The organism is Desulfobacula sp., from assembly GCF_014237455.1.
In the GTDB taxonomy this organism is placed as follows: domain Bacteria; phylum Desulfobacterota; class Desulfobacteria; order Desulfobacterales; family Desulfobacteraceae; genus Desulfobacula.
This window is the reverse complement of sequence record NZ_JABZFL010000066.1, coordinates 20,538-33,230: the sequence shown is the minus strand read 5'-3', so window position 1 is coordinate 33,230 and position 12,693 is coordinate 20,538. Positions and strand designations below refer to the sequence as shown.

General features: G+C 39.3%; 16 protein-coding genes. 10 read left to right on the top strand and 6 right to left on the bottom strand.

The genetic code is table 11. The annotated features are described in order from the left end of the window. From HGJ91_RS09720 to HGJ91_RS09710, 3 genes are all read right to left on the bottom strand, one after another. A partial coding sequence (locus HGJ91_RS09720) for a hypothetical protein (RefSeq protein WP_291347549.1) occupies positions 1 to 883 on the bottom strand: 883 nt, incomplete at its 3' end. A 107-nt stretch (positions 884 to 990) separates the two neighbouring features. After that, on the bottom strand, positions 991 to 1,491 hold the full coding sequence (locus tag HGJ91_RS09715) for an ORF6N domain-containing protein (RefSeq protein WP_291347548.1): 501 nt from the start codon (positions 1,489 to 1,491) through the stop codon (positions 991 to 993). Positions 1,492 to 1,572: 81 nt separating this feature from the next. Then, complete coding sequence (locus HGJ91_RS09710; protein ID WP_291347547.1) at positions 1,573 to 2,727, bottom strand: site-specific integrase; 1,155 nt, start codon at positions 2,725 to 2,727, stop codon at positions 1,573 to 1,575. 585 nt (positions 2,728 to 3,312) lie between these two features. Here HGJ91_RS09710 and HGJ91_RS09705 point away from each other — a divergent pair. Beyond that, on the top strand, positions 3,313 to 3,606 hold the full coding sequence (locus HGJ91_RS09705) for a nucleotidyltransferase family protein (RefSeq protein WP_291347546.1): 294 nt from the start codon (positions 3,313 to 3,315) through the stop codon (positions 3,604 to 3,606). Further along, entirely contained in the window at positions 3,599 to 3,991 is a 393-nt protein-coding gene (locus HGJ91_RS09700) for a HepT-like ribonuclease domain-containing protein (protein WP_291347545.1), read from the top strand. Before HGJ91_RS09705 ends, HGJ91_RS09700 begins: the two co-directional genes overlap by 8 nt. A 131-nt stretch (positions 3,992 to 4,122) precedes the next feature. On the opposite strand, the gene HGJ91_RS09695 is transcribed toward HGJ91_RS09700, so the two are convergent. Both HGJ91_RS09695 and HGJ91_RS09690 read right to left on the bottom strand, forming a co-directional pair. Next, entirely contained in the window at positions 4,123 to 5,487 is a 1,365-nt protein-coding gene (locus HGJ91_RS09695) for an AAA family ATPase (RefSeq protein WP_291347544.1), read from the bottom strand. Positions 5,488 to 5,513: 26 nt separating this feature from the next. Further along, positions 5,514 to 5,693 (bottom strand): hypothetical protein, encoded by a 180-nt coding sequence (locus HGJ91_RS09690; protein ID WP_291347543.1) that lies wholly within the window; start codon positions 5,691 to 5,693, stop codon positions 5,514 to 5,516. 415 nt (positions 5,694 to 6,108) lie between these two features. Between HGJ91_RS09690 and HGJ91_RS09685 the strand changes: the two genes are divergently transcribed. Then, a complete protein-coding gene (locus HGJ91_RS09685) occupies positions 6,109 to 6,591 on the top strand; it encodes an L-2-amino-thiazoline-4-carboxylic acid hydrolase (RefSeq protein WP_291347542.1) in 483 nt (160 codons plus the stop codon). Positions 6,592 to 6,784: 193 nt separating this feature from the next. Beyond that, entirely contained in the window at positions 6,785 to 7,078 is a 294-nt protein-coding gene (locus HGJ91_RS09680; protein ID WP_291347541.1) for a GYD domain-containing protein, read from the top strand. A 147-nt stretch (positions 7,079 to 7,225) separates the two neighbouring features. Here HGJ91_RS09680 and HGJ91_RS09675 read toward each other — a convergent pair whose 3' ends face one another. After that, positions 7,226 to 7,789, bottom strand: a complete 564-nt coding sequence (locus HGJ91_RS09675; RefSeq protein WP_291347540.1) for an NlpC/P60 family protein — start codon at positions 7,787 to 7,789, stop codon at positions 7,226 to 7,228. A 112-nt stretch (positions 7,790 to 7,901) separates the two neighbouring features. Here HGJ91_RS09675 and HGJ91_RS09670 point away from each other — a divergent pair, with 112 nt between their 5' ends. The 6 genes from HGJ91_RS09670 to HGJ91_RS09645 all read left to right on the top strand — a co-directional run bounded on the left by HGJ91_RS09670 (position 7,902) and on the right by HGJ91_RS09645 (position 12,693). Beyond that, positions 7,902 to 8,354 (top strand): MarR family winged helix-turn-helix transcriptional regulator, encoded by a 453-nt coding sequence (locus HGJ91_RS09670; protein ID WP_291347539.1) that lies wholly within the window; start codon positions 7,902 to 7,904, stop codon positions 8,352 to 8,354. Beyond that, on the top strand, positions 8,351 to 9,394 hold the full coding sequence (locus HGJ91_RS09665; protein WP_291347538.1) for a 2-hydroxyacyl-CoA dehydratase subunit D: 1,044 nt from the start codon (positions 8,351 to 8,353) through the stop codon (positions 9,392 to 9,394). The genes HGJ91_RS09670 and HGJ91_RS09665 overlap by 4 nt, the downstream gene beginning before the upstream one ends. A gap of 1 nt (position 9,395) precedes the next feature. After that, positions 9,396 to 10,604, top strand: coding sequence for a 2-hydroxyacyl-CoA dehydratase subunit D (locus HGJ91_RS09660; protein WP_291347537.1), 1,209 nt, complete (start codon positions 9,396 to 9,398; stop codon positions 10,602 to 10,604). Positions 10,605 to 10,642: 38 nt separating this feature from the next. Next, positions 10,643 to 11,434 carry an acyl-CoA dehydratase activase gene (locus HGJ91_RS09655; protein ID WP_291347536.1) on the top strand — a complete coding sequence of 264 codons (792 nt, stop codon included), beginning with the start codon at positions 10,643 to 10,645 and terminating at the stop codon, positions 11,432 to 11,434. A gap of 98 nt (positions 11,435 to 11,532) precedes the next feature. Further along, positions 11,533 to 11,925: a NifB/NifX family molybdenum-iron cluster-binding protein gene (locus tag HGJ91_RS09650; protein WP_291347535.1), complete on the top strand. Its 393-nt coding sequence runs from the start codon at positions 11,533 to 11,535 to the stop codon at positions 11,923 to 11,925. A 42-nt stretch (positions 11,926 to 11,967) separates the two neighbouring features. After that, positions 11,968 to 12,693 (top strand): GAF and ANTAR domain-containing protein, encoded by a 726-nt coding sequence (locus HGJ91_RS09645; RefSeq protein WP_291347534.1) that lies wholly within the window; start codon positions 11,968 to 11,970, stop codon positions 12,691 to 12,693.

The following is a 12,693-nucleotide window of genomic DNA, read 5'->3' as shown; positions in this document are numbered from 1 at the left end:
TATGTAATTCAGGCGCTCCAATTTTGTTTATTGAATCCTCGACGCCATAATCGCCCAAATCAATTTCATCTACCAATGCAGCATAAAATTTTTCAAGTTCTGGACATATTTTTTTTAGCTCCTCATTAAGCTTGTCTTCAAGGTCTGATAATTTTGATAGTTGATTCTTACCCGATGACTTCTCTCTTATTTTATCAACTTGTTCTTTATCGAAAACAGCCTCGCTTAAAAGATCGTAAAGCTCTTTACCCTTCTCCCCAGAATTCGGCATTTGAAAAAATATCCAGGAATTACGATCTGGATCATTTTTTATTATCTCGTCAAGTTTTTCTGATCGTTCATTATCCTTTACTGATTCCTGATCAAAAACCACCTCAAGTTTTCGTACATCTTCTAATGTTAAGTTTATATTATCTGGGTCATTATAAAGTATCTTTTGAAACTCTTCCAAACGGTCATCCTTCTCGCCGAATTTCTGAATCAGAGCTGCTTTAAGCTTCTGTTCATTATTCCGATCGACTCCCTGAACCATAATCGCCTCAAGATTTTTTTTGTCTTCTACTGATATATTATTCATAATATTAAACTTGCTTAGGGTATTTCCACAACTCCTTATCAGATATAAAAGGAGGTTAGAACAGTTTGTAAGACAGATTGAAATTGTCTTATTTTTTTTGGTTTCATTTTCCCATTCTTTTAATTTTTCTCGCGTAGTGTTTATGTGAGTATATCTGGGTGTATTAAGCAGTATATGCAATTCGTGACAATATTCAGGGCATGGAATAGGTTTATGGGTCTCTTTAAAACAAGGCTGTAACCCTAATGCAAAATAATCATATTTTTTAGAATCGTTTATCTTTTCCCACGTGATGATTTCCGACATTATTCTCTCCTGTAAGATCCTGATTTATAATCCCCAGGAAAGATGATTCAGGAAAACCATCCTTTCAATCCGGATAGCTATTCCGGATCTATCCCAGGGAAGTATATTTAAAACCCTATTTTCTTTTTGGGGTTTTCATCATCTGCCAAAAGTTTATCCAGCACAGAGAATACAACCTCAAAGCGTTCGTCTGTTTGTTCACGCAATTCGTCAACTGCTTTTTTTAATTCTTCATGTCCTGCAATCATATGCCTGAGTTTTGTAAATGTCCGCATGATTTGAATATTGACCTGGATAGCCCTCTTGCTGTTTAATATTCCTGACAGCATTGCAACGCCCTGTTCTGTAAAAGCCATGGGTAAATATCTTGAACCACCCCAACTTGAGGTGCCAAATTGGGATCTCAAGTTGTTATACTCTTCTTTTGTTAATTCAAACATGAAATCATCAGGGAAACGGTCAATATGTCGCCTAACATTTCTTTTTAAAATTCTTGTTTCAACTTCATAAAGCCCTGAAAGGTCTCTATCAAGCATAACTTTGTTGCCCCGGATATAATAAATTTTTGCTGTAATCTGCTCAATGGTAATAAGATTATTTTCTGCCATAGTGTCTCCTGGTTAAGGTCACATCTTGTGATCTTAAAAATAACTTCTCTATATTGGAGGTGCTAAATTGCAACCCCCAATTTATCTTTTATCCTCGATATTCACAACCTTCTGTTCAAATTTTTGTCGTTTAAAAATATCATCAATCTGGCTTGCTCCACTCTTTAAGGCATCATCTCTTAAATGGGCGTATCGCATTGTCATTTTAGGCGATTTATGGGTCATAAGCTTTTGCAATACATACATATCAACTTTACCGGAAGACGCAAGCATTGAGGCATAGACATGCCTTAAACCGTGCATGGGTCTGAAGTCATCGGGCAGGCCTGCATTCTTTCTTATTCTTCTTCCGGCAACACCGGTTGTGGTTCTCATGCCGCCATTCCGCCCGGGGAAAACATAGGGGCTTCTTGAGCGGTGGATACTGTCCAATAGGCTTCTTGCCATATCATTTATTGGGATCTTCTGATCCGGCCCGCCTTTGGGATCTGCAAGCAATATAAAACCAGTATCAAGGTTTATATTCTTCCATTGAAGCTTGAACATTTCCCCACGTCTCATTCCAGTATAAAGGGCCATCAACATCATGTTGCCAACATCAATATTCCCATCTTCTTTAATGGATTTTAATAGCCTTTCCAATTGTGCCGGGCTTAAGTCTTCTGTCTTTTCATTATTAACAGATGGTTTTTGAATATGAAATGAAATACCCTCGCAAAGATTGTTCTTAACACCATAATTGATAATCCAGGTCAGAAGGTTTAAAATATGTTTTACGGTTTGTGGCGAAAGCTTTTTGAGTAGCCTTATTCTTACCCGGTCAACGTCAAGCTTAATTAATTCATTTGGCTCTTTCTTGCCAAAGACAGGTTCAATATATTTTTCATATCTTCCCTGGTCTATTTTCAGACTTTTACCATGGGGCCGGTTGAGTTTGTATTCCTGCCAAAGTTTCTCAATGGTATATTTGCCTTGTTCTTTAAGCTTTTGTTCCTCTTTGAATTTCCGCTTTTGCATATTTGAGGGGTCTTTGCCTTTAATTCTATCCATTCGAAGCGCATTGGCCCTTGCAGCGGTCATGTCATCTTGGAATTGTCTGCCTGCCCGCTCTTCAATCTTTTTACCTTTACGTGTGTACCTGGCATAAAAGATTTTTTCAGGCTTTCCATCAGGCCTTTTTCCATTAACATAGTATATCCCCGGATAAGTTGTTGAATATCTTCTTTGCTTTGGCATTTTTTAACTCCTTGAAATAAAAGCCCCCCACCGTATCCCCCACCTATTTTGACTATATCAGGGTAATATTCAGTAAGTCAAGGGAAATAGTATATCCTGTAAGATGCTCTATTGTGGCTTTTCAAGGAACTAAGATTATTTCAAGGTAAATATCTATTCACGGCCTCTCACGCCGGAAACCGGGGTTCGATTCCCCGTGGGATCACCATGACAGCAAAGGTTTTCAGAAATTGTCTGAAAACCTTTTTTGTTTTTCCGGTCCGCCTCCGGTCCTCTCAAATTTTTTGCTTTGCGTAATTGGAGTTATGGGTGGCGAGAGGCTGCTTAATATTGTTTCATCTGTGAACACAATTTGTTCTTGTTAAAAGATTAATCCCTGTCCACAGCTATCGATCATGAACATTAGTATTTTCTCAATTTTAAAAAAATATTGGTTAATCCCCATTTCTTTTTTGTGTGATCTTTGCTCAAATCCCACTGGATGATATTTATGCGAACGACACCACATTTCAAAATCTAATTTGACGTGATGGATATAAAAGCCTATAATTTTTAAATATCTAAAATAAGACATGGATAAGGATAATGATTAATAAAGAGCATATCATAGCCCTATTGAAAAAATACAAAAAAGAACAATCCAAACGATTTGGTGTTATTAAAATGGGTATTTTTGGATCCGTTGCCAGAGGATCCGCCAATGAAAGTAGCGATATAGATATAGTTGTTGAGCTAAACAAACGAAATTTGTTAAACAGAATAGGTTTGAAAATGAGCTTGGAAGATTTTCTTGGAGTACCTGTTGATGTTGTTGCCTATCGGGAGGATTTGAGTCCTCTTTTGAAGGAGCGAATAACAAAGGATGTTATTTATGTATGATCCCGAAATTCTTGCTGATTTGTTAGATAAAATACAAGATTGCTTAAATAAGATTCAACTAAGAGTTCAATCCATAGATACCGCTTCGGATTTAACAAATTCACCCAAAGGAATAGAACGACTTGATTTGCTGTGCATGCCATTGATTGTGATCGGCGAACTTGTCAAAAAAATAGATAAAATAACTGACCAGTCCCTTTTAAAAAATTATCCTGTCATTCCTTGGGGAGAGATAAAAGGGATGAGGAACATCGTAGTCCACGATTATTTCAACATCGATGCTGAAGAAATTTTCAACACCTGTAAAGAAGACATACCAAAACTTGCTGAGGTCATCGATCTTATTATTTCAGATTTCAAATCGAATCAAGATTCAGAACGATAATAATGAAATTTTTGCTTTACGCAATAGGAATTTGTTGTGCGGGTATTATAACTGACGCTGATAAATGCATTACCCAAAAACTGATGATATAATTAATGAAAGTGCAATATTCCTGATAAAATTCTGAACCTTTAAACAAATTCGGTCAAAAGATTATTGGTTTGCTGTGCAAGATATAATGGGATAGAAATCAGTGTATAAGATATAGAATCACCCTTGGTTGTTTTGACATTTATCTTTTCTGTTGACGGTAGATTTGAATTAAATCTGACAGCAAGATCAAGCTTTTTATCTGCCATGAACTGATGAAGAGATTTCATGCTGCCGGCAGTTCCTGATTTTATTTCAACCGGCACGACACAATTACCATGCTGAATTATGTAATCAGTCTCACCCTGCCTGCCACCGGTTCTCTGCCAGTAAAAAAGTGCCGGATCTGTTAAAGGAGCCTGGGATGATCTGATCTGCTGCCCGACAAATTGTTCTGAAAGCCCTCCTTTATTTAGGAAAGTCATTCTGTCTGCCTTGGATTGTGTCATCTGGGAAAGTCCCAGCTGGACAGATACAAGCCCTATATCAATTAAAAGCATTTTAAAAAAATTTTCATTTGATTCAGCACCAAGTGGAAGACCATTGCCACTGGTATGCATTATTTTTGTAAATATTCTGGCCTGGGATAACATGGATAGACTTTTCTTTATCAACAAGGACTTAGCCAATGGATCAACCCGTTTATAAACAAATTTATTCCCCAACTGCTTAGATACTGAAATAAATAATTTAAACAGCAGCCCAGGGTCAAATTGTCCCCCGTATTTATAAAAATCATCACGAAAAGTAGACAGAAGATCCTGCTGAATTTTTATGCAATCATTTAAATTTTTAGTATCAGCCCATTTTTGAAGAGACTCAGGCATTCCACCGACAAGGCAATAATCATGATAAAGGCCCAGGCATTTTTTATGAATTGATTCAGGAATGGTGTCATTCAAAGAAAAGGTTTCAAGTTTTTTTAAAAGAAATTCATTGCCGGTAACAAGCAGAAATTCAAAAAAAGAGAATGGTTCCAGAAAAAAATAGGTAATTCTTCCTACAGGCATGCTGTATTGATATTCCTTCAAGGCAAATTCAAGCAACGAGCCTGCAGCAATAAGGGGAATGTTTCCAAGATCTTCCTTAAACCAGCGAAGCCTGGCAAATATTTCTGGAGCAGCCTGAATTTCATCAAGGAAAAGTAAAGAGGCGTCAGGATCTATCAAAGTTTCAAATTCTATTTCCAGATTTTTTAATATCTCTTTGGGATTGTTACTTGTGAACAGATCAGCAAGAGCTGGATTCCTTTCAAAATTCAACTCTATCAATTTCAGGCCATTACGTTTGCTAAGATCACGCACTATCCAGGTCTTGCCAACCTGCCTTGCACCCCTGATAACGAGGGGTTTTCTTTTTTTTTCAGCCAGCCAGCTATCTAATTGTGCAGATGCAAATCGGATCATATTTTTTATTCTTCTAAAGTTATTAATTACTTATATGAATAAAACAACGTGTTGTTTTTGTCAATACCTAAGAAAACAACGTGTTGTTTTTCTGTTTTTGGTAATCCATAGAAAATAGCCCTGGCTTCAATCCAAGGAGCAGGGCTTCTATGAATCCTTGTGATATTATTGACATTGATATTTTTAACAATTTTTACTGTTGACATTTTCTATTCTTCTCGATATTGAAATGATAGTGATCATATGTGCTCCGGTGTATTATAACTATTCTGATATTATTAAAATTCTGATGAAACAAGGAAGCAAAACTCCCTAACTCTGCTATTATCAAAGCTAACCAGTTGATTCTCTTTTTAACTACGCTCAAACCACGAATGATGTAGTCGCAAATAAACTTATCCAGGAATCCCTGAATATGAAGTTGGAATGTCTGTGGAGTATCGAAGATCAAAAGATTCGATTTGATGAATTCAAGGAAAATGGAATGAAGATACTTCTAAAATTGTGCCTATAATGCTCCTGGCAGGATGTTTTGCGCCTTGTCAGGAGGACAATGGGGCCTACAGTCCCGATGAGGCTTAACTTAGTCAATCAAAACAAGGTAAAAAAAGGGGGATAAAAATGGAACAAGCATTACCCGTGGAGGAATTGGCAAATCAGAGATTGAATGTATTGATTTATTCATACACCTTATTGATTAAAAATCTTCTGGAAGAAGGTGTAGATCTTGAAAAGGTCAAAAAGGCAAGTGATAAAGCATGGGCTATATTAGGGCAACAAGCAGCTGAACAATTAAAACCTATGTTCGGCGAAACTGTGAACATTAAAGCTCTTCATCAGTCAGGAGCAATGGCATCGAGTATCCACGGAATGGAAATTAGTGAGAAGGTAACCGAAAAGACGATTCAATCAGAGTATGCTAAATGTCCCTGGCAGGATGCTTATATGGCTCTGGACATGCCAAGTGATTGGAGATTATGCCCAAGCGGTCATGCTGCATTTACAAAAAATATGTATAAGGGATTAAACCCGAATGCCACTTTCAAGCTGACTAAAAACATGCCCTCTAATGATCAGATTTGTGAAGGCGTAACATCATTATGATTCTATCGATTGGCTACAAACGAATATTAAATGATTTAATTGAAATTATGTAAGGAATTATAAAATGGGGGTTCCTCTTAAACTATGCAAATCATTGCTCCTGATGGGATTGGTATTCTTTCGGGAGCAAATTTATTTTATGTTGGACATATTCGAAAACCATATCTTAATCTTTAAATGAGGAGAAATCATTATGCCTAAATATATCTCTCTTGTGAAATACTCGCCGAAAGGCGTTGAAAATATTAAAGAAAGTCCAAATCGGCTTGATGCGGTCAAAAAACTTTGTGAATCAATGGATTCGAAGGTGGAAGCTTTTTATCTGACGATGGGTCGATATGACATGGTTTTGATCGTAGATGGGCCAAATCCTGAAACCGCTGCAAAGATCATTCTTTCAATTGCATCTCAAGGAGCAGTCAGTACTGAAACACTTCCTGCTTTTCCAGAGGAAGAATATCGAAAAATCATCTCTGAACTTCCGTAAAAATTATTAATGGCAGGGTCAGAAATGGTCCTGCCCTGTTTTTTGTATCACATATACAAGTGGTATGGTGTCATTTTTTTATTTAAAATGTTTAAAGTACAACTTGCCTGAAATTATTCTCACGTATAAAAACCTTATTAATATTTTTTAGTTTTTTATAATTCGTCGAGACATAACATAATATTTTTCCCAGTAGGGATTACCGAGATCAGACATTATGACACCATTTGATGTAGACGCATGAATGAATTTGTTATTTCCTATATAAATCCCAACATGCCTTGGGTAGGAGTGAGGTATGAAAGCAACTAAATCCCCTGGTTTTAATTGTGATTTATTTATTTTTATTCCCGCAGTAAAAAATTGTTTTGTTGTCCTTGGAACATTTATGTTAAATAATTCTGTATACATGTGGTGTGCAAAACCTGAACAATCTATCCCTCTTTTGCTGTTTCCTCCCATCTTATGAGGAGTCCCTTCCCATTCTTCAAATTCTTTCAGGATTACGTTTTTAATAAAATTTCTGTCAGATTCTTTAGGTTTTGAGATAGTTTGTTCGGTAGCATTGATAATTTTAAATTTATGCTGTTCTGGCGAGCAGCTAAAAAATATGGCTATTGAACTTAGTATTAATAATATTTTAAATAATATTGCATGCATAATAGAAGTGTTTTCATTATTTATTTTGTTATATTTGCAGGGGGTTGTCAAGGAGAAGACTGCAAGCGGTAAAACGAACAGAAAATTATGCAATTTAGTTCTTGACAATATATTACGCATGCGTAATATATCGGACAAATATAATATATATGAGAGGTAAAAAATGAATTTGCCGCTTCCGCCCGACTGCCCGTATTATTTGCTTTCCCGGGCTACACTTGCCGTAACATCCCATTTGAAAAAAGGATTTGCCGATGAAGGGATCAGCACAATAAGGCCGGCCTATCTTGGCGTTCTGCTCTCCTTGTGGGATAAAGACGGGCTTAAGGCAAACGAGCTTGGCAAGAGGGCAGGCCTTGAACCTTCCACCATGACAGGGCTTTTAGACCGCATGGAAAGAGACGGGCTGGTAAAACGGGAGCCCGATCCCAACGACAGGAGAGCAAACAGAATTCACTTGACACAAGGAGGTGTTGATGCCAAAGTTTCCGCAACAAAAATCGTATCAGCCACCCTTGAAAAAGTCTTCTGCACTATTTCAAAAAAGGATATTGAAACCACGAAAAACCTGCTTCGCACCATTCTTTTGAATTGCGGTAAGGAGAAATTAAAATGAACAAAAAAATCGGGTTTACCTGCGCCTATACACCGGTCCCTTTAATTGAAGCGGCCGGGTTTTCCCCTTTCAGGATTTTCCCTGATTCAAAGGCGCCAGATCAGGCAGGTCACCTGCTTCACGACAATTTGTGCCCCCATGTCAAAAAAGTACTTGACCGGGCCCTTGCAGATGACCTTCCGGAACTTGACGGGTTGATTTTTATCAATTCCTGTGATTCCATGCGGCGGCTGGCCGATGCCTGGCATGAGGCAAAACCTGATGACCCGATTATCCTGGTAGACCTTCCTTCCGGAACAAACAGCTTAAGCCTTGATTTTCTTTCAAAAGAGTATGAACGCCTGGCTAAAACCCTTTTCAGATGGAACAATGAACCCTTTTCTATAAAAAAAATAAAAGATAAAATCGACAATTGGAATCTTGTTGCTGCCTCAGTTAAAAAAATCGAAAAAAAAATGTCCCGAGATTATTTCCCGGGATATGCTTCCGGGCTTCAACAAATCATCAATACAGCAGCGACAGAGTCAACAGACAAGGCTCTGGCAATGGCCCAAAAGGAACTTCAGCCTGAAGAACCTGCTAAGGCCGGCCTGGCGCCCGTTTTTCTTTTTGGGAATCTTTTGTTTGATCCAAAGGTGTTTGATCTTTTCGAAGAATGGAACGTGCATGTGACTGCCAGTGATTTCTGCACCACTTCACGGTTTATCACACCAGTGGACACCACGGCAGACGATAATATCTTCAGAGCTCTGGCAAGTTCATATATGGAGCAGACACCTTGTGCAAGAACCATGGATACCGCAAAGCCCGGCGACATCGCCCAAAAAATTGTTCAACGGGCAAAAAAAAGTAATGCAAGGGGCGTTATCGGGTTTACCTTAAAATTCTGCGATCCCTACCTTGCCAGGATTCCCATGATCAGGCAGGCCCTTCAGAAAGAATCCATTCCCTTCCTTATGCTGGAAGGAGACTGCACCATGGGATCTATGGGGCAGCAGCAGACAAGAATTGAAGCGTTTACAGAAATGCTGGGGGTGTAATATGATGTACGATCATTTTGAGAATGCAGTAAAAGGGATAACAGACAAACTAAACCAGGACCCTGAAGGCATCAATGCCAAAAAAAAATATGTACTGGAACTGTCCAAACTGGGGAAAAAACTTTATTCCGAAGATGAAACCATTGCATGGTGCGGCGTAACAGCTCCTTTTGATCTCTTAGGTGCCATGGGAATCACTTCATGTTTTGTTGAATTTGTCGGTGCCATGCTCTCTTCAACGCAAACGGCCGGGGGTTTTTTTGAAGAAGCGGAAGATTCAGGGTTTGCAACAGATTCCTGCGCTTATCACAGGGCGGTCATGGGAGCGGTATTGAAGAATGCCATGCCTAAACCTGATTTCATAATCGGGACCAGCAGCCCCTGCACAGCCGGCCTTGCCGTTATGGAAAATTTTGCACACCAGTATAAAAAGGACTTTTTCATTTTAAACGTACCCCAGAACTATACACAGGATGCGATAAAATATCTGGCGGCCCAGCTTGAAGACATGACTCTTTTTGTGTCTGATCATACCAAAAGGCCGTTATCAAAAGAAAAGCTTGGCATTGCCCTGGAAAATTTCAACGCCTCAAGCACGCTCTTAAAAGAAATTTATGATCTTGCCAAAACAAAACCATCTCCTGTTGACAACAATCTTTTAAAGGATTTCAGTACGGTAATAACCCTTATGATGGGCACACAGCAGGGGGTTGATATCTGCCAGGCATTTAAAAATGAATTAAATCACAGGATTGAAACGGGCCAGCATACTTCCTCAAAAGAAAAAACAAGGCTGATGTGGATACAGAACAGGATTCAGTATCCCTTTCCCATCAATGAGATGCTTGATGATCTTGGGGCTAAAATTGTAGTGGATGAACTCAATGATGTCACCTGGGAACCAATGGATCCGGACAATCCTTTTGAGAGCATTGCAAAAAGAATGATTTCAATTCCCTTTAGCATGGACACAACAGAACGGATCAAACACATACAGACTCTTGCCGGAGAATATCGGATTGACGGGGCCATTAACCCCTGCCACTGGGGATGCCGCCAGGGAACAGGTACAAGAGGGCTGATTTCAAAAGGATTTAAAGACATTAATGTGCCTGTACTGAACCTTGAAATCGATTGTGTGGATTCGAGGAATCTTGCCAGGGGCCAGATAGAAACCCGGGTAGAAGCCTTTTTGGAAATGCTTTCTTAGAAAAATTTATTTTAAACTTTGATTAAGGAGAAAATGTAATGATTTTCCTTGGTATTGATATCGGCAGTCTTTCCTGTGATGCCGTATTGATTGATGAAGAAAAAAACATATTGGCCTCATCGGTAATCCTCACCGGAGCGAAAAACATCGAGTCCATTGCCCGTGCGAAAAAGAACGTCCTTGATGCAGCAGGAATTATGGAAAAGGATATCCGATCCATTATCGCCACCGGATATGGGAGAGCCCGGGTCAAAGAAAAAGATGCTGCAGTCACTGAGATCACCTGTCATGCAAAGGGAATAAAACATGTGATCCCGGAGACACGGATTCTCATTGATATCGGAGGACAGGACAGCAAAGCCATGCGCCTTGATCCGGACGGGAATGTGGTGGATTTTGCCATGAATGATAAATGTGCTGCAGGAACCGGCAGATTTCTGGAAGCCATGGCAAGGGCTCTGGAAGTGGATATTACCGAATTGGGAGACCTGGATAAAGGAGCGACAAGTGACCTTGTCCTCAGCAGCATGTGTACGGTATTTGCTGAAAGTGAAGTCATCTCACTGATTGCCTGCGGTACCGAGCAGAAAGAGATTGCAAAAGGACTTAACAGGTCCATTGCAGCAAGGACCAATTCCCTTGTCAAACGGGTGGCCAGAAATATTGACGGCCTTACCGTCTCCATGTCCGGTGGTGTGGCGCGGAACAAGGGTGTGGTAAAAGCCATTGCAGAAAGCATGAATCTTGAAAAAATAAACACTCCTGAAACACCGGATATCATAGGTGCCCTGGGTGCAGCAATTATTGGCTTTGAAAAAATTTACGGATAAAAAAATCTTGCTTGTCATTACAAAATAAATCCTTATCTTTTAAACCGGTTTTTGGTATAAGAGAGTTAATATATTGATTATTTTTTTGGAGGGATGTAATGAAGGTAGCCTTTCCTGTTAAAAAAAACAAGGGATTGGAGAGTATCATCGATGACCATTTCGGTGTTTCTGAAATTTTTTTAATTGTAGACCTGAAAACCCGGAAACTTGAACTCAAGGAAAACCGGAAACTTTCAGATGAAGGACCTACGTGTAAAATCGGTGTATTCAAAAAAGAGGATCGGGTCGATGCCGTTGTTACCCGGTGCATGGGAGACGGGTCCCAGAGAAGTCTTATGTCATCAAATATAAAAGTTTATCAGGCCCGAAAAAACACCATTCTGGAAAATCTGAAGCTTTTTGAGAAAGATGAACTCAAGCTGTTCCATATATTTGACTTCTGTCAAACAAAAAAGAACAAAAAGGAAGGCGGCTGCGGACACCATCACTGATAGTGTCATATGATAATAATTTCTAACTAATATGGAAGAGTTATGGAAAAACTGGACCCGACATACGACCGCTATATAAAAGCATTGACCGATATCAGCCGGGCAATCACCTCGGACCTGTTTATTGAGGACCTGTTAAAGCTGATTGTCATGGTAACCGCCAAGGTTACCGGTGTTGAAATCTGTTCCTTATGGATTGTCGATGAGGAGGAAAAACCGCCCAAAATACGCCTTAAGGCAACCCAGTCCATTTCACCGGATTATATCAAGGACCGGGATCTTGATTTAGATGAAGGCGTTGTGGGGTGGGTGGTGACCCACAAAAAGCCTTTGATCCTGAAGGATGTTTTAAAAAGCCAGCGGTTCAAAGAAAAAGAAATGGCCAAAAAACTGGGTCTGGTCTCCATGGTCGGAATTCCTTTAAAAACAAAAGACGAAAAAGTCATTGGAGTTTTAAACTGTTTTACATCCGAACCCCATGACTTTCCCGATACACAAGTCAATCTTTTAAGGGCTGTTGCCAATCAATCTGCTATCGCCATTGTTAATACGGAACTTATGGTTAAAACCAAAGTGATTCAGGAGGAATTGGAAGCCCGCAAAAAGATAGAACAGGCCAAGGAACTTCTCATGCATAACCGTAAGATGACCGGCAATGAAGCCTATGGCTGGATACGAAAAAAAAGCATGGACTCAAGAAAATCTATCCGTGAAGTGGCGGAAGCGGTAATCCTCTCCAGTGAAATCTTTAATGATGAGTCGTCTTAG